Source organism: Achromobacter sp. 01N37 (assembly GCF_056399725.1).
The window spans coordinates 639311-656404 of the sequence record NZ_JBFTRX010000005.1 but is presented as its reverse complement, the minus strand read 5'-3'; the positions used below and the strand labels follow the sequence as shown (position 1 = coordinate 656404).

Here is a 17094-nt window from a genome sequence, read left to right as displayed (position 1 = left end):
GTTGTTGCTAAAACAAAACCCGCCAGATGGCGGGTTTTGTTTTTTGCGGCGCTTGGCCTTTCAGGCCCTTCCGATGCGGGCCGCTCGTGATCCTAGCGCCACATGAACTTTTCGTCGTCGTACATGGGGTCCGGGCCGGGGTGGAAGTGGGTCAGCTTGCTGCCGTCGCGGCTCATGTAGACGTACATCAGCGAATTCCAGACGCCGTTTTCTTTGTAGCGGTACGACCACACGACTTCGCGCTTTTCGCCCAGGCCGGTTTCTTCGATCCGGGCAGGCGGGCCAAACTCGCAACGCACACGCTCCGGCCCCCATTCGCCCACTTCCAGCACCTTGAAGTGCTGGTCGGTCAGCAGCGGCACCACCTGGCCCACTCGGCCATCGGTGCCCACATTCGTGCCCCAGGCATATTGGCCCATGGGCTGCTGCGTCCAGATCACGCGCTGGCCGCCGCCCGCTTGCGGGCAGGTAAAGTTGGGCTTGCCGAATTGAGTCAGCACTTCCGCGTAGGGAGTGCCGGGCGGAACCTGGGCCAGATTCGCGCAGGCGGCCAGCCCTGTCAGGGCCAAGGAGGTGAGGGCGATGCGAGCGATGCGGGCCGTTCTGTAATATTTAGACATGATCTTGCTCCTCTTGGACGCCCGTCGGGCGCCTGCCGGCCTCTGCCGAAAGGGCGAAACCGTCTCTGGGGTAATTCTAGCGAATCAGCTATAATCATCGAGCTTTATCAAATGTATTGATTTTGCAAGATGCTTTGCGCCGGCAGTCCGGCTGCAAAGGGTACCCAACAACCCAACAGCGGGCCGGGGTTCTTATACGGAATCCAAGGCGCTCAGGGCGTCAGACGACGTTCTGGCTGGGGTGGGTCGCCCGAAGCAGCTATTGAAGCAGCAGTGAGAAAGCAAAAACGCTTATCGCCGGGTCTACGCAAATTTTTTCCAAACCACGTCAGGGCACCTCGGCCCTGTCGCATGTCCGAAGAGGTCATCAATGTCTGTAGCTGACATCAAGAAATCCGATATCGTTGCGCAATTCCAACGCGCTCAAGGCGATACCGGCTCCCCCGAAGTTCAGGTAGCTCTGCTCACCGCCCGTATCAACGAACTGACCGGTCACTTCAAAGAACACATGAAGGACCATCACTCGCGTCGCGGTCTGCTGCGTATGGTCAGCCGTCGCCGCAAGCTGCTCGACTATCTCAAGGGCCGCAATCCCGATTCGTACCGCGCTCTGATCGAAAAGCTCGGTCTGCGCAAGTGATCGACGGGGCTGGCTCCCCATGACGCAATAACCGTGGTCGGTGCGACGTATTGTCGCGACGGCCACGGTTTTTCATTTGTAAGGAATAATCGTCATGTTCAACAAAGTGACAAAATCGTTCCAGTACGGCCAGCACACGGTCGTCCTGGAAACTGGCGAGATCGCTCGCCAGGCCTCCGGCGCCGTTGTGGTGTCGATCGAGGACACCGTTGTTCTGGCCACTGTTGTGGCTTCCAAGAAGGCCAAGCCGGGTCAAACGTTTTTCCCGCTGACCGTCGACTACATCGAGAAGACCTACGCTGCCGGCCGTATTCCGGGTGGGTTCTTCAAGCGTGAAGGCAAGCCGTCCGAAAAGGAAACGCTGACCTCGCGCCTGATCGACCGTCCCCTGCGTCCGCTGTTCCCCGAAGACTTCTACAACGAAGTCCAAGTGGTCATCCACACGCTGTCGGTCAACCCCGAGATCGACCCCGACATCGCCGCCATGATCGGCGCGTCGGCTGCGCTGGCCATCTCCGGTATCCCGTTCAACGGCCCGATCGGCGCCGCTCGCGTGGGCTACATCGACGGCCAATACGCCCTGAACCCGACTGCTTCGCAGCTGAAGTCGTCGAAGCTGGACCTGGTGGTTGCCGGTACGGAAAACGCCGTGCTGATGGTGGAATCGGAAGCTCAACAGCTGTCCGAAGAAATCATGCTGGGCGGCGTGGTGTTCGGCCACGAGCAAATGCAGGCTGTCATCAACGCCATTCACGAACTGGTGAAGGACGCTGGCAAGCCCGATTGGGACTGGCAAGCACCGGCCAAGGACGAAGCCCTGATCGCCGCCGTGACCTCGGCTGCCCAGGAAGGCCTGAACGCCGCCTACCAGATCCGCGAAAAGCAAGCTCGCACCGCCAAGCTGCGTGAAGTGTCGGCTGACGTGTCGGCCAAGCTGGCTGCTGCTGCCGCCGAAAAGGGCGAATCGCTGCCTGACGCCGTGACCGTCGACAACATCATGTTCTCGCTGGAATCGGCCATTGTCCGCGGCCAGATCCTGAACGGCGAACCGCGTATCGACGGCCGCGACACCCGCACCGTCCGCCCCATCAGCGTGCGTCTGGGCGTGCTGCCCCGCGCACACGGCAGCGCGCTGTTCACCCGTGGTGAAACGCAAGCACTGGTCGTGGCCACGCTGGGCACGAAGCAAGACGAGCAGATCATCGACGCGCTCATGGGCGAGTACCGTGACCGCTTCATGATGCACTACAACATGCCTCCGTTCGCCACTGGCGAAACGGGCCGCATCGGTGTGCCCAAGCGCCGCGAAATCGGCCACGGCCGTCTGGCCAAGCGCTCGCTGATCCCGCTGCTGCCGGCGCCGGAAGACTTCCAATACACGATCCGTATCGTGTCGGAAATCACGGAATCCAACGGTTCGTCGTCGATGGCTTCGGTCTGCGGCGGCTCGCTGGCCATGATGGACGCTGGCGTGCCGGTCAAGGATCACGTGGCCGGTGTGGCCATGGGCCTGATCCTGGACGGCGGCAAGTTCGCTGTGCTGACCGACATTCTGGGTGACGAAGATCACCTGGGCGACATGGACTTCAAGGTTGCGGGCACCGAAAACGGCGTCACCGCACTGCAGATGGACATCAAGATCCAGGGCATCACCAAGGAAATCATGCARGTGGCGCTGGCTCAAGCCCGCGAAGGCCGCCTGCACATCCTGACCAAGATGAAGGAAGCGCTGGACGGTTCGCGTGGCGAGCTCTCGGCTTTCGCCCCGCGCATGCTGACCATCAAGATCAACCCCGAGAAGATCCGCGACGTGATCGGCAAGGGCGGCGCCACCATCCGCGCGCTGACCGAAGAAACCGGCACGCAGATCGACATCTCCGACGACGGCACGATCGTGATCGCCAGCGTCGACGAAGCGCAGGCCAAAGAAGCCCAGCGCCGCATCGTCGAACTGACCGCCGACGTCGAAGTGGGCCAGATCTACGAAGGCTCGGTCCTGCGTCTGCTGGACTTCGGCGCCATCGTGCAAGTGCTGCCGGGCCGCGACGGTCTGCTGCACATCTCGGAAATCGCCAACTACCGCATCGCGAACATCAACGATGTGCTGAAGGTCGGCCAGCAAGTCCGCGTCAAGGTCATCGAGGCCGACGACAAGGGCCGTCTGCGCCTGTCCATCAAGGCAATTGGCGGTATCGAAGCGCAGCAACCCGCTGCCGCTCCGGAAGCTGCCCCCCAATCGGAACCGCAAGCTGAATAAGCTTGCAGTCTGATTGAACGAAGAACGGCGCCGCAAGGCGCCGTTTTTTTATTGCTGCGCCACAAAAGCGCGCCGGCAGGCTGATTCATCCTCTTGCGACTTCAGGCCCCTGACGTCTCCCAACTTCGCCGACCTTGCTGTAAAGTCTTGCGCGAGGAAAGGGGGGATTGGATGAGCCAAGCATGATGAACTGGCCGGTCGTTGCGACGACCGTGGCGCTGTTTGCCGCGCTCTTGACCGGCTGCATGAGCAGCCCCGGTCCAGGCCAGCGCGGGCCCAATAGCGAAGCCATGACCGCCGACCAGTTCGGCCAGACTGACTTCAACCGCACCGTCACGCTGGAAGTGCGCGACAACCTGGCGAGCCTCTATTCCCTGCTCGACAAGCTCTACCGCCGCAACCCGCGCGAATGGCGCAAGACCGGCGTGACCGATCAAAAAACCGCCGTCAACCGCGTCAAGCACGCCATCGAAGTCCGCATTCCGCCTAGCGATTTATCCGGCTTGCGCGACATCCAGATCCTGGCCGTGTCGCTGGACCCGAACTATTCCGGCGACCGCGTCGGCGCCTTCATCTACGGCATGGCCGACACCATCATCGCGGCGCATAACGGCAAGACCCGCCTGTATGCCACCGACGCGTTGGACGGCCAGCGGGTCTACAATGCCGCTCGGAACGTCGAGGCCGCCGCCTGGTTGCTGGCGTCGCGACGCAACAACCAGGGCGAGCTGCTTTTGCTGGCCAATGAAATATCTCCCAACGCCACGAACCTCAGCTTTGAGCGCGAGTTCGGCGCCATCATCGGCCGCCTGGACTTGATCGCCAACCTGCTCGGCGAGAATTCGCGGCGTATCGGGATCAACTATGCGCAAGGCTTGCTGCTGTTTAATTTTCTGCCTGTGCGCTAACCGGATCTACCCATCGTGATCGATATCGCCTCTATCCAGACCGCCCGCGAAAACTTGCGCGGCCAGGTGCTGAAGACCCCGTTTACGTTGTCGCGCACGCTGTCCGACATCTTTGGCGCCGAGATCTGGCTGAAGTTCGAGAACCTGCAATTCACGGCATCGTTCAAGGAACGCGGCGCGCTGAACCGCATGCTGACCTTGTCCGACGAAGAGCGCGCCAAGGGCGTGATCGCCGTGTCGGCCGGCAACCACGCCCAAGGCGTGGCCTACCATGCGCAGCGCATGGGCGTGCCGGCGGTGATCGTGATGCCGCGTTTTACGCCCACCGTCAAAGTCGCCAACACGCGCCGCTTTGGCGCGGAAGTGGTGCTGGCGGGCGACACGTTCGATGACGCCAAGGCGCACGGCTACGAGCTCGCGCAAGCGCGCGGCCTGATCATGATCCACCCCTACGACGACGAAGCCGTCATCTCGGGGCAGGGCACCGTGGCGCTGGAAATGCTGGAAGACCAGCCGCAACTGGACACGCTGGTCATCGCCATTGGCGGCGGCGGGCTGATCTCGGGGATGGCCACCGCGGCCAAGGCCTTGAAGCCCGGCATCGAAATCGTGGGCGTGCAGACCGAGCGCTTTCCGTCGATGTACGCCGCCGTCAAGGGCATCACCATGCCGCAAGGCCAGTACACGATCGCCGAAGGCATCGCGGTGAAGTCGCCGGGCGCACTGACCCAGCCCATCGTGACCCAGCTGGTCGATCACATCGAACTGGTTAGCGAAGCGGATATCGAACACGCCATCGTCGTGCTGCTGGAAATTGAAAAGACGGTTGTGGAAGGCGCGGGCGCTGCCGGCTTGGCCGCGCTGCTGCGTGCGCAGGAAGCGGGCAGCGACCGCTTCAAGGGCAAGCGGATTGGCCTGGTGCTGACGGGCGGCAACATTGACCCGCTGATGCTGGGCGAACTGATCGAACGCGGCATGGTGCGCGCCGGCCGTCTGGCCCGCATCCGCGTCGACTTGCGCGACCTGCCGGGCGCTTTGGCGCACGCGACCAAGCTCATCGCCGATGCGCAGGCCAATATCACCGAAGTGCATCACCAGCGTGCTTTCACGTCATTGCCGGTGCGCAATGTCGAGGTGGATTTCGTGCTGCAAACGCGCGGTCCCGAGCACATCCTGGAAGTCATCGACATCCTGAACGCCGCAGGCTTTGCGGCCAGCAATCACGACCACTGACCGTCGCGGCTGGATCAGCCGCTTTGATCTCAAGCGTATCGACCTCAAGCGCCCGCATTTCGCGGGCGTTTTTACGTGCGTTTGAGGGCTTGGTCGGACGTTGTTGCAAAAAAAAGATGCCCGGCGCGGACCAGAGCCCAAATTTTATTTCGCCTTCCGTTGAACTTTTTTCGACATTGAATACATCCCCGTCCTGTCTGGCGTGAAAGCAAATTGAAGGTATTTCGTAAGCCGTTATTCCCTTCAAACACGCGCAATCTGTCCACTATTTGGCCTAGGGATATCCCGAAAAAAGTCATGGTTCATACGGATATTCGGTATGTCGCCATGCGATTTAGCATCTGCCACTTCGCTTTTCTGCCCGCTGTTTGCGCAGTGCGGGAAGGCGTTGACATAAGGGCGCACCGCGGTTTGAAGTGATTTTTCGGCGCGCCAGACAAGGGAGACCGCAGCTTGATTAGAAACAGACAGGACTTCTGGTCCGGAACCATGTTCATCGTTTTGGGAGGGGCCTTTTCCGCGCAGGCCACCGAATATTCCATGGGAAGCGCGGCTCGTATGGGACCGGGATATTTCCCATTCTGGCTGGGCATCGTCCTGGCGCTGATGGGCGCCGTCGTGCTGATAGGCGCGCTAGCCAAGCGCGCTGAGACCACCTCGATAAGCCGCTTCGATTTTCGAATCCTGTTCCTGGTGGTCGGCTCGGTTGTTTTGTACGGCTTCGCGCTTCAGTTCCTGGGGCTATACCTCTCGGTATTTCTGCTGGTGCTCATCAGCAGTCTCGCCAGCCACGAATTCAATTGGAAAGTTGCCGTCGCCAACGGCCTGTTCCTGGTGGCGTTCTCCTACCTTGCGTTCATACGCGGCCTGGGCTTGATCTTTCCGCTGTGGCCCAGCGCATTCGGCAACTAGGAGGCCACCATGGAACTTCTACAAAACCTGATGCTGGGCTTTTCCGTGGCGTTCACGCCCGAGAATCTCAGCTATGCATTCCTGGGCTGCCTGCTGGGCACGCTGGTCGGTGTATTGCCGGGCTTGGGCCCCGTTCCCACCATTGCGATGCTGCTTCCCATCACGTATGTGCTGCCGCCCACGGCCGGCTTGATCATGCTGGCGGGCATCTACTACGGCACACAATACGGAGGATCGACGACAGCTATTCTGGTGAATTTGCCGGGTGAAACGTCGGCGGTGGTGACGGTGCTGGACGGCCACCAGATGGCGCGCAATGGGCGTGCCGGTGCGGCACTGTCGCTTGCCGCGATCGGATCGTTCTTTGCGGGCAGCGTCGCAACCGTATTGATCGCGGCATTCGCGCCACCCTTGGCGGAAGTGGCGTTCGCCTTCGGGCCCGCCGAGTATTTTTCGTTGATGGCGCTGGGGCTTATTGGCGCGGTCGTGCTGGCATCGGGATCATTGCCGAAAGCGATCTGCATGATCTTGCTGGGGCTGCTGCTGGGCATGGTCGGAACCGACGTCAATTCGGGCGTGGCCCGCTACGATTTCAGCATTCCGGAATTGCAGGACGGTATTGATTTCGCGATTGTCGCGATGGGTGTGTTCGGCCTGTCTGAAATCATGGCCAACCTGGAGCAGAAAGAGAACCGGGTTGAAATCACCGACAAGGTGGGGTCGCTGTATCCCAGCCGGCAAGAGTTCCGCGAAGCGGCGCCCGCCATTGTTCGGGGCACGGCCCTGGGTTCGGCGCTGGGCATTTTGCCGGGCGGGGGTTCCGTCTTGTCAGCCTTCGCCTCGTACACGCTTGAGAAAAAGCTGTCGAAAGAACCCGAGCGCTTTGGGAAGGGGCATCCGGCGGGCTTGGCTGGGCCGGAATCCGCGAACAACGCGGGTGCGCAAACTTCGTTCATCCCGCTGCTGACGCTAGGTATTCCCGGCAACGCCGTCATGGCCTTGATGGTGGGGGCGATGACCATCCACAACATCCAGCCGGGTCCGCAAGTGATGACCAGCCACCCAGAGCTTTTCTGGGGCTTGATTGCCTCCATGTGGATCGGCAACCTGATGCTGGTGATTCTGAACCTGCCGCTGATCGGCATCTGGGTGAAATTGCTGCGCGTTCCCTACCGCATGCTTTTCCCGGCGATTCTGGTGTTCTGCACGATCGGGGTGTATTCGCTGAACTACAACGTGTTCGACATCTTCATGTTCGCCATCTTCGGCGTCATCGGCTATGTTTGGAGCAAATTGGGCTGCGAGGGGGCGCCGCTGTTGTTGGGCCTGGTCCTGGGTCCGATGATGGAAGAGAACTTCCGTCGGGCGCTGTTGCTGTCTCGCGGAGAATTCAGCACCTTCGTCACGCGCCCGCTGTCCGCAACGTTGCTGGCGCTGGCCGCCATTCTGCTGGTGTTGGTGCTGTTGCCGGCGCTGCGCAAGAAGCGCGAAGAAACGTTCGTCGAGGTCGACTGACCGCGGGGAACCCGATTGGCTCCGGGCCTGGTGCGGCGCAAGCTGTCCAGGCCCTTTTTTTAGGCGGCGTCGCGCGCCACCAGGCTCTTCAGGCCATACAGGCGTTCGCGGTGCAAGGTCGTGGCCAGGGGTTCGGGTTCGCGGCCCAGCGCGACGTAATCGGCGGGAATCTGCGCAATGGCTGCGCGCATGGCGTTTGCGTCTGCCTGCCACCATTGCACCAGCATGCGGTCCGGGTTGTACACGTCCAGCCCCTGGCGCCGCAACTCTGATCGATTGAAATCCTTCAGATTCCAGGTCAGCACCTGGACCACCGGCGGTTGCTGCAAGCCGCAGCGCGCGCGGCGGGCCAGACCGGCGGCAATCACATGAAAGTCCTTCGGATCGCTGTACCGCAACGACGCTTCGTACACCTGCGTGCCGGCTTCGTTCGCTTCGGGAAAGCGCGCGTTCATCTCGGCCCAGAACTCCGTCAACACTTCCGGCGGAATATCCCATATGCGCGCCGCATTGCGCCGCCATTCCTCGCCGATACGTTCTGTCCAGACCGGCGTGTACACGCCGGCTTCGGCAAGACGCAACAACAGCCGCCGCAAAATGCCTGACATCAGGACGCAGGCATCCAGGACGATAAAAGGGGGGCGGGCGGCGGGGGCGGTCAAGAGGACGAGGGGAATAGGGGAAAGCGAGAGGCCAGGCGCAAGGCAGGCGGCCGGAAAGGCCGAAGCCTTTCGACCACTAAAAATGGTGCCCGAGACCGGAATCGAACCGGTACGACCGCGAAGTCGAGGGATTTTCTTACCACTTCGGCTTTCGCCGCCAGCACAAGGCTGTTCGTGGTCTGGAGCACGCCTTCACCATAGCCTTGCGGCCGTAGGTGCCCGCCGTCTGCTCTCTACACCTTCCCTGATTTTTCAATCGGGGCTTGGCTCGGCGTTGGCTCGGAACAGGTCCAGGGCATTCGCCGAGTTTGACGGGCTACACCTTTGGAGTTTCCCCCAAAGGGCTCAAATTAGTTTTAAGTCCCTTGTGTCTACCAATTTCACCACTCGGGCGTGCGCGGCCCATGCAGGGCCGGCAGCGGGCGAGACTATACCATCTTGCGCGCAGGGGCATTCACACGGCCGGCGCGCATTGGGGTAATCACGAGATGACTTGCACCGGCGGGTACGCCGTCACTCCACCGCCTACTTGCGCCCGAACAGCCGGCCCAGAAAGCCGCGCGGTGCGGCGGCGGCTTCTTCGGCGGCTTGCGCGCGGCGCAATGACAGGTCCTGGTAATTGGCCTTGCCATTCTGCTGATACGACGCCGCCGCCTGCCGATACGCCATGGCCGATTCCGCATGGCGCTTCATATGGCCGTAAATCTCGCCCCGCGAAAACAGCGCCCAGTTGCGGTAGTCCGGGTCCAGCCCGATCAGCCGGTCACACGCCGCAAGGGCTTCTTCGAACCGCTTCGCGCCAGTCAACGCGTTGATGCGTTCGGCGTGCAGCGGGCCGCTGTCTGGCCACTTTTCCAACGCGCGGTCGGCATCGGCCACGGCCTCTGCGCCCCGGCCCAGATGCGTCAACGCATCGATGCGCACGCGGCGCCATTTCAGCCAGTCTGGGTCCAGAGAAATCGCCACTTCCGACAGCGGCAGCGCTTCGTCGTAGCGCTCAAGGCGGGTCAGCGCATCGGCGGCATTGCCTGGCAGAAAATCGTTGTCGGGGGCAATTTCGTAGCCGCGCAGGTAGTACGCAAGCGCCTCTTCCCAGTTGCTTTGATCGCGTTGGGCGTTGCCGGCCACGAACAGCAATTGCGCATCGCCGCTGGTCATCGGGTCCAGCCCTTGCAGCGCCTGTTCGGCAAGCTCGGGGTCGCCGCTACGGACAAATTCGCGTGCCTGTTCCTTGCGGCCTTCCCAGCCGGAGTCCGACAGCGCGTCCAGGTGCCGCCACAATGGCGCGGCTTCGTCGGCGCGCCCTAAACGGTGCAGGGATCGGGCCTTGCCCTCTAGCGGCCAGTCCCAGTCGGGCTCGCGGCGCAGCAGGCTGGTCCACTCTTCGACGGCGTCGGCGTGACGCTCCAGCGCTTGCAGGCAAGACGCGCGGTTGTGCTGGATGGCGTTCTCTTCGCCCAGGATGGCGCGGGCGCGGTCGAACATGGCGATGGCGTTTTGCAGATCGCCCAGGCGGCGGTAGTTATTGCCGGCGTCGTAAAGAAAACCGCCATTGTTGGGCGCCAGTGCGACGGCGCGCTGGTGGTAGGGCCGCGCGTCTTCGTAGCGGCCCGCGTTGTGCAGGTTCGAGCCGATGTAGCAATGCGGTGCTGCGGCAGAGGGGCGCATCTGTGCGGCGCGCGTCCAGCTGGCGATGGCGTCTTCCAGGCGGCGATCATTGATCAGCAGATAGCCTTCAGCCATCAATAGCCCATAGTGCGCGGGCGAGCGCTGGCGGGCTTCGCGCAGCAGGGCCCACGCTTCCTGCTTCGCGTCGGCGTCGTAGAGCGCGATGGCGCGCACGCTCAGCGCTTCGCTGCATTGGGGGTCAAGCGACAGCGCGCGGGCCAGGTCGGCGTCACGCGCCGCGTAGGCGTTGCGCCGGGCGTGAAAGCGGGCGCGCAACGCCCACATGACGGATGACGCGGGCTGTTCGCGCAGCCCTTGTTCGCACAGGGACTGCATTTGCGTCAGGTCGCTGCCGTCGTCGGCGCGGAGAATGGCTTCAATCAGTTGGGACATGCAGGTGTTCCGAATTCAGCAGGGCGGGCTAGCGCGCAAAGGCGCTGGTGTCGTGGCGGCAGCGGTAGATGCGGTCGTCGGGCGCGATGTCATCGCTGCCGCATTCCCAGCGGCGGATGCCGCCGCCTTTCTTTTCCGATCGCATCTCGGGCAGGTAGGCCAGGTGCTTGCCGGCCAGGCTGGGCGAGCCATCGGTGGGGGGTGTGCCAGCGATGGTGAACCGCAGCACGCCGTTCACCGGGTTCAGCTCCAGTTTGGAAAAGCCGCTGCCCAGCAACGATTCCGGCGTCACGCCAAGATCCGCCAGCGTCGCGGGAAACGCCCGCGTGCGCTGGTAATGGTTTTCCGCCAGCCGGCGCACCGGGTCCGACACGAGGTCCAGGCGTGTGATCTCGGCGTGCAGCGGGTTGTCGGGCTTGTCTGAATCTTTGATGGCCAAGCCGATGATCACGCCGCCCACGATCAACGTCAGCATGCCAAACACGATGAACAAGAACTTTCCGGCACTGGTGACGGCGCGCGCCTTGGCCACCGCAGGCGCGATGGCGCGGGCGTCTGCCGTGCTGGACACGACGTGCGTGCCGGCCAGCGAATTGTGCATGGCGCGTTCGCCGAAAATCATCTGCTGGATGTGATGGAAGATGCCGGGCAGCACGACGTTCAGCGTGTATTTCAACTGATGCCGCCAGATTGACCGCAACAGGCCGGGCGCCTGGCCCTTGCGATTCACCACGCGCATTTTCAACAGCCGCTTGCCAGGCGAGCCATTGCCCCAAGCGTCCATGAAGGCGGGAAGCAGCCAGCCCAGCAGCCCCGCTGCAATGGTCAGCAGAATGGGGCTGGGCGTACCCGCCAGCCCTTCATAGGTGTACGAGGCCGCGTTGATCAGCACGATGATCGCCACCGCCATGAACATGCCATCGATCGCGGTGGCGCCCAAGCGCGACCAGATGCTGGGAAAGAGTGAAGCCTGTTGTGGGCGGGAGGGAGCTGTCTTGGGTGTGGCGGCAGCCGGCTTGGCAGCTGCGGGCTTGACGGGCAAGGCCGCCTGACAACTGAAGCAACGTGTGTTCGAGGCCGGGTTCTGCCAATTGCATTTCGGGCACTGCATGGTCGATGTCTTGTTCTGGATGCTGCCGCCCGGCGATGCGGGTGCGGCTGAAGTGCGGCAGTGTATCGAAAACCCGCAGCTTCACCCGCAAGACGTCGTGCTGTTGCGTCGTGCCCGAATGACAAAGGCTAGCGGTACACCAGCACCGGCAACGTTGAATGAGCCAGCACTTTCTGGGTTTGGCTGCCCAGCAGCAGGGCCGCCATGCCGCTGCGCCCATGGGACGACATCGCGATCAGATCGCAGCCTTGCGTCATCGCAATGTCGATGATCACCTGATGCGGGGCATCGCTTTCGCGCATCTCGGTGCTGCATGGCACGCCAGCCGCTTTCGCTTTTGCCTCGGCGTCTGCCAGATAGGACCGGGCCAGTTCGCTGGCCTGTTTCTCGTACGCGGTGCGCACGCCTTCAAACTGCACGGTTTCCATGGACGGCGCGTGGAAGGTCGCGTAGGCCGTCACGACCGTCACGCGGGCGCCCAGCGCGCGGGCCAGGCCCAGTCCGAGCTCCAGGCCTGCGTTGGACAGGCTGGAGCCGTCGATAGGAATGAGTATGTGCTTGTACATGGCAACCTCCAGTAGGGGCGGAGGGCGGCCGTGCGTCGTGGCCGCCGGTCAAGAGCGAGAACAACACGGGACATACTACGCCTCTGACGGGCCGCCAGCGACGCGCGTGGCGAGGCCTTGTGACGCGGATCAAGTGCCGGTCTGAAAGAGGCTTTGGGGCCTCAGGGCAGCGGCGCGCAGGGGGGGGCGCCAACTGATCCGCGGGCGAGTGCCCGGCGGTTGCCATAGATATCTGGCGGAAGCGGTGAGATTCGAACTCACGAACGGTTGCCCGTTGCCGGTTTTCAAGACCGGTGCAATCGACCACTCTGCCACGCTTCCGGAAAGGTCTGGCGATTCGGCCGTCAGGCAAACATTCTGCCGGAACGGAAACGCGATATGCCGTAAAGGGCGCAATAATAATCGATTTGCTGCAAAGGAGGCACGCGATGCACGCTGTTGAAATCTCCCGCCCTGGCGGCCCCGAGGTTCTGGTCCCCGTAGAACGCCCCACGCCCGAGCCTGGCGCGGGTGAAGTTCTGATCAAAGTCAGCGCCGCGGGCATCAATCGCCCCGACGTGTTCCAGCGCAAGGGCAACTACGCGCCGCCCAAGGGCGCATCCGATCTGCCGGGCCTGGAAGTGGCTGGTGAAATCGTCGGCGGCGACGTTGCCGGAAGCGGCTTTGCCGTGGGCGACAAGGTCTGCGCGCTGGTGGCTGGCGGGGGTTACGCCGAGTACTGCGTGGCGCCTGTGGCGCAATGCCTGCCGATCCCGAAGGGCTTGTCCGACATCGAAGCGGCCGGCTTGCCGGAAACGTACTTCACCGTCTGGAGCAACGTGTTCGACCGCGGCCAATTGTCCGGCGACGAAATCCTGCTGGTTCACGGCGGCGCAAGCGGCATCGGCACCACCGCCATCCAGCTGGCTCGCGCCATGGGCCACAAGGTCTACGCTACCGTCGGCAGCGACGACCGGGCTCGCGCCGTTGAAGCGCTGGGCGCAGAAAAGGGCATCAACTACAAGACGCAGGACTTCGTGAAGGAAGTCATGGACGCCACTGGCGGGCGTGGCGTGGACGTGATCCTGGACATGGTGGCGGGCGACTACATTGCCCGCGACATGCAGTGCCTGGCCGATGACGGCCGCATCGTCATCATTGCGCAACTGGGCGGATCGACGGCCAGCGTAGATACCTCGCAAGTCATGCGCCGCCGCCTGACCATCACGGGTTCCACCCTGCGTCCCCGTTCGGTCGAGTTCAAGGGCGCTATCGCGCGCGCCCTGCGCAACCACGCCTGGCCCCTGTTGGAAAAAGGGGACATCAAGCCGATCGTGCACGCAACCTTCCCGCTGGCCGAGGCCTCCAAGGCGCACGCCATGATGGAAGGCGGTGAAAATATTGGCAAAATTGTGCTGACAATGTAAGAAACGCGCGGCGTTCGGCGTATCGCCGCGCAACAGGATACAATCTCGGGTTTCGCCTGGAATTTTTTCCAGGCAGGCCCGTGGGCGGTTGCCGCATCCCTCGGGGCTCACCCCACTCAGACACTTCGCCATGACTTCAGTCGAAAACCGCGCCCGCCTCGTGCTGGGCAACTGGAAGATGCACGGCAACCTGGCCGAGAACGCCGCGTTGCTGACCGAGCTGCGCGCCGCGGATGCTGCGAGCCACTGCGAAATCGGCATCTGTGTTCCGTTTCCCTATCTGGCGCAAGCCGGCTCGGCCCTGACCGGAAGCAGCGTGTCCTGGGGCGCGCAAGATGTCAGCGCGCACGAAAAGGGCGCGTACACCGGTGAAGTCTCCGGCTCCATGTTGAAAGAATTCGGCTGCCGCTGGGCGCTGGCCGGCCACTCCGAGCGCCGTGTGCTGCACGGTGAAACCGACGAGATCGTCGCCGCCAAGGCGCAAGCTGCGCTGGCTGCTGGCGTAACGCCGGTGGTGTGCGTGGGCGAATCGCTGGCCGATCGCGAAGCCGGCAATACGCTGGCCGTCATCGAACGCCAATTGAAGCCCGTGCTGGCGCTGGGCGCTGAAGCCGTCTCGCGCATGGTTCTGGCCTATGAGCCCGTGTGGGCCATCGGCACCGGCCGCACCGCCAGCCCCGAGCAGGCGCAGGAAGTTCACGGCGCCATCCGCGCCGCCTTGCGCGCGCTGGGCGCGGCGCAGGTGCAAGTTTTGTACGGCGGCAGCGTGAAAGCTGCCAACGCCGCCAGTTTGTTCGCCATGACTGATATCGACGGAGCCCTGGTCGGCGGCGCGTCGCTTGTGGCTGAAGAATTTTTGCGTATTGCCGCCATCTAAGTTTCCGTTCCGGAGTCTGTAATGCCCTTGATGCTTAAACTTTTGCTGGCCGTCCAAGTTATTTCGGCGCTGGCTATCATCGTTCTGGTCCTGCTGCAGCAGGGCAAGGGCGCCGACATGGGGTCCGCTTTTGGTAGCGGCTCGTCCGGCAGCCTGTTCGGTGCCACCGGCGCCGCGAACTTCTTGTCGCGCGCCACGAAGTGGGCCGCCGTCGTCTTCTTCGCGTCCACCGCGGGCCTGGCTTATGTCAGCCACAAGGGCACCAGCGGCCCGGCCGTTGATTCCGGCGTGATGCAAAGCTTCCCGTCCGACCGCTCCGTGCCGCAAGTGCCGGGCGCCGCTCCGGCCGCTGGCAGCTCGTCCGTTCCGGGCGCGGCTTCGGTTCCGGCAGCGCCTGCTGCGCCGGCCAAGCCTGACGCATCGGTGCCCTCGGCCCCGGCTCCGGCCGCTGCCGCACCGGCTACCGGTGACAAGCCGGCCGAGACGCCCGCCAAGTAAGCAGTAAGCCTCAGTCAGTGCAAGAAGGCCGGCGTAATGCCGGCCTTTTTCTTTTGCGCGGCAGGCGGGGTAGGGCTGGGTCTGGGTCTGGGTCTGGGGAAAAGATATTGAGAATGGTTCTCATGATTGATATAATCCGCCCGCTTCTTCCCATGCCCAACTGACCAATCCCGCGCCAGCCTCTCATGCCCCTACTGACTGACGACGCTCAAGCCGCCCGTCCGGCGATCGCGCCCACGCGTGCGATGGCCGTGCTGGAAAGCTGGTTCCGGGGGCATCACAGCTGGTTGCTGGATCGGGTGCAGCGGCATTTGCGCAACCGGGCGGAAGCCGAAGATGTGGCCGCCGAAACGTTTTCGCAGGCGGTCGCCATCCAGGCCCACAACCAGGGCTTGAACGCGGTGCGCGAGCCGCGCGCCTTTCTCACCACCATCGCCAAACGGCAGATCTTCCAGCTGTGGCGCAGGCGCGATCTAGAGCAGGCCTACCTGGAAGCGCTGGCCGTGCAAGGCGAGGGCGTGGCGCCTTCCGCCGAACAACATCAGTTGGTCATCGAAGCCTTGGAGTGCGTGGCGGCGGCGCTGGAAGGCCTGTCCGCCAAGACGCAGCAGGCGTTTTTGTACAGCCAGCTGGACGGCCTGACCTATGCCGAGATCGCAGACAAGTTGGGCGTGTCGGCCAGCATGGTGCGCCAGTACATGGCGCAGGCGTTCCGGCGGATGGCAGGCCTGAATGTCATCGGCTAGGCCCTCAGCGCGGAGCGTGCGTTCGTGAATGCGCATGCTGCCCAAGAGTCCGAGGTCAATGATGCCGCTTTAGGCTGGCTGGTCGTCATGCGTTCTGGCGAGGTGACTGCGCAAGAGCGCCAGGACCATGAGGCGTGGCTGCGTGCAAACCCCGCGCACGCGCAGGCCTGGAGCCGTTTGGTCGACGCGGTCGACCGCCCGTTGGGTGTGGTGCGCCAGCCTCAAGCCGTTCAGGCCGCAGGCAGCCGGGCAGACCTGTTGTCTCAGGCCCTGTTGCGCGCTCAGGCCGCAGGACGCGGGCGCCGCCAATGGCTCAAGGGCGCGCTAAGCGTGGCGGGCGTGGGCTCTTTGGCCGCGCTGGCGTTGGCCGAGCGCACGATGCCGCTGACCCAATTGCTGGCGGATCACGTCACCGGCACCGGAGAACGCCGCGCCGTGGCCTTGCCTGATGGCAGCCTGCTTCAGCTGAACGCGCGCACCGCGGTGGATGTGGTGTATTCCGATGCGCTGCGATTACTGATCCTGCGCGAAGGCGAACTGATCATTGATGTAGCGCCATCCGGGATCGGCCCGGCGGCTCGGCCGCCCTTTGTGGTGCGCACGGCGCAGGGAGCGATCCGCGCGCTGGGCACCCGTATCGCGGTGCGGCAGAACCCGGGCAACACGCGGGTTGCCATGTTGCAGCACCGCGTGGCGTTGATTCCCTTGGAGGGCCGCCCGGCCACTTTGGAAGAAGGCGAAACCGCAATCATGACCGAACGCGGCGTAGAGCCGTTATCGGCCCCCGCCGCGACCGCTAGCGCGTGGGAGCAGGGCGAAGTCCAGTTGCATGATCAACCGCTGGCCGATCTGGTTGCGGCCCTGCGGCCGTATCGCCGAGGCTATGTCCGCATCAGTCCGGCCGCGGCCAGGCTGCGCGCGTACGGCACTTATCCGCTGGACGACACCGACCGCACGCTGGCCATCGTGGCCGAGACGCTGCCCGTGCGCGTGCGCCGCTATGCCGGCGGCATGCTCGTCCTGATTGATACCCCCGCCGACGGCTGAAAAAAAACGTTCGCCCCCACTGTCACTTTTGCGCC

The 17094-nt window shown here is 63.3% G+C and carries 16 protein-coding genes and 1 tRNA gene; 11 read left to right on the top strand and 6 right to left on the bottom strand.

Annotated features, from left to right (window positions below; translation table 11 throughout):
* Nucleotides 1-92 precede the first annotated feature (92 nt).
* The gene (locus AC1DSJ_RS14485; RefSeq protein WP_342066109.1) at nt 93-620 is read right to left on the bottom strand and encodes a hypothetical protein; all 528 of its coding nucleotides are present in this window, start codon (nt 618-620) and stop codon (nt 93-95) included.
* 370 nt (nt 621-990) lie between these two features.
* Between AC1DSJ_RS14485 and rpsO the strand changes: the two genes are divergently transcribed.
* The 6 genes from rpsO (at nt 991) to AC1DSJ_RS14455 (ending at nt 8085) form a co-directional block, all read left to right on the top strand.
* A complete protein-coding gene (rpsO, locus tag AC1DSJ_RS14480; protein ID WP_006223612.1) occupies nt 991-1260 on the top strand; it encodes a 30S ribosomal protein S15 in 270 nt (89 codons plus the stop codon).
* Nucleotides 1261-1354: 94 nt separating this feature from the next.
* Nucleotides 1355-3517, top strand: coding sequence for a polyribonucleotide nucleotidyltransferase (pnp, locus tag AC1DSJ_RS14475; protein WP_054424311.1), 2163 nt, complete (start codon nt 1355-1357; stop codon nt 3515-3517).
* Between the two features lie 182 nt (nt 3518-3699).
* The gene (locus AC1DSJ_RS14470; RefSeq protein ID WP_441370588.1) at nt 3700-4425 is read left to right on the top strand and encodes a hypothetical protein; all 726 of its coding nucleotides are present in this window, start codon (nt 3700-3702) and stop codon (nt 4423-4425) included.
* Nucleotides 4426-4440: 15 nt separating this feature from the next.
* Nucleotides 4441-5658: a threonine ammonia-lyase gene (locus tag AC1DSJ_RS14465; protein WP_054424307.1), complete on the top strand. Its 1218-nt coding sequence runs from the start codon at nt 4441-4443 to the stop codon at nt 5656-5658.
* A gap of 489 nt (nt 5659-6147) precedes the next feature.
* Nucleotides 6148-6570 (top strand): tripartite tricarboxylate transporter TctB family protein, encoded by a 423-nt coding sequence (locus tag AC1DSJ_RS14460; RefSeq protein WP_175171683.1) that lies wholly within the window; start codon nt 6148-6150, stop codon nt 6568-6570.
* Between the two features lie 9 nt (nt 6571-6579).
* Nucleotides 6580-8085 (top strand): tripartite tricarboxylate transporter permease, encoded by a 1506-nt coding sequence (locus tag AC1DSJ_RS14455; RefSeq protein WP_175171684.1) that lies wholly within the window; start codon nt 6580-6582, stop codon nt 8083-8085.
* A gap of 59 nt (nt 8086-8144) precedes the next feature.
* On the opposite strand, the gene AC1DSJ_RS14450 is transcribed toward AC1DSJ_RS14455, so the two are convergent.
* The 5 genes from AC1DSJ_RS14450 to AC1DSJ_RS14430 form a co-directional block, all read right to left on the bottom strand.
* Complete coding sequence (locus AC1DSJ_RS14450) at nt 8145-8693, bottom strand: PIN domain-containing protein (RefSeq protein WP_254600754.1); 549 nt, start codon at nt 8691-8693, stop codon at nt 8145-8147.
* Between the two features lie 579 nt (nt 8694-9272).
* The gene (locus AC1DSJ_RS14445; protein ID WP_441370589.1) at nt 9273-10808 is read right to left on the bottom strand and encodes a tetratricopeptide repeat protein; all 1536 of its coding nucleotides are present in this window, start codon (nt 10806-10808) and stop codon (nt 9273-9275) included.
* Nucleotides 10809-10836: 28 nt separating this feature from the next.
* Entirely contained in the window at nt 10837-11919 is a 1083-nt protein-coding gene (locus tag AC1DSJ_RS14440; RefSeq protein ID WP_342066113.1) for an RDD family protein, read from the bottom strand.
* Between the two features lie 128 nt (nt 11920-12047).
* Complete coding sequence (locus AC1DSJ_RS14435; protein ID WP_054424293.1) at nt 12048-12485, bottom strand: universal stress protein; 438 nt, start codon at nt 12483-12485, stop codon at nt 12048-12050.
* A gap of 233 nt (nt 12486-12718) precedes the next feature.
* Nucleotides 12719-12806 (bottom strand) — tRNA-Ser (locus AC1DSJ_RS14430).
* Between the two features lie 107 nt (nt 12807-12913).
* Here AC1DSJ_RS14430 and AC1DSJ_RS14425 point away from each other — a divergent pair.
* From AC1DSJ_RS14425 to AC1DSJ_RS14405, 5 genes are all read left to right on the top strand, one after another.
* Nucleotides 12914-13891, top strand: a complete 978-nt coding sequence (locus AC1DSJ_RS14425) for an NAD(P)H-quinone oxidoreductase (protein ID WP_054424291.1) — start codon at nt 12914-12916, stop codon at nt 13889-13891.
* A 130-nt stretch (nt 13892-14021) separates the two neighbouring features.
* A complete protein-coding gene (tpiA, locus tag AC1DSJ_RS14420; RefSeq protein ID WP_054424289.1) occupies nt 14022-14768 on the top strand; it encodes a triose-phosphate isomerase in 747 nt (248 codons plus the stop codon).
* A 21-nt stretch (nt 14769-14789) separates the two neighbouring features.
* Nucleotides 14790-15266 carry a preprotein translocase subunit SecG gene (gene secG / locus AC1DSJ_RS14415; protein ID WP_054424287.1) on the top strand — a complete coding sequence of 159 codons (477 nt, stop codon included), beginning with the start codon at nt 14790-14792 and terminating at the stop codon, nt 15264-15266.
* Between the two features lie 185 nt (nt 15267-15451).
* Nucleotides 15452-16012, top strand: coding sequence for a sigma-70 family RNA polymerase sigma factor (locus AC1DSJ_RS14410; RefSeq protein WP_054424285.1), 561 nt, complete (start codon nt 15452-15454; stop codon nt 16010-16012).
* A gap of 24 nt (nt 16013-16036) precedes the next feature.
* Complete coding sequence (locus AC1DSJ_RS14405) at nt 16037-17059, top strand: FecR domain-containing protein (protein ID WP_441370590.1); 1023 nt, start codon at nt 16037-16039, stop codon at nt 17057-17059.
* The last annotated feature ends 35 nt before the right edge of the window (nt 17060-17094 follow it).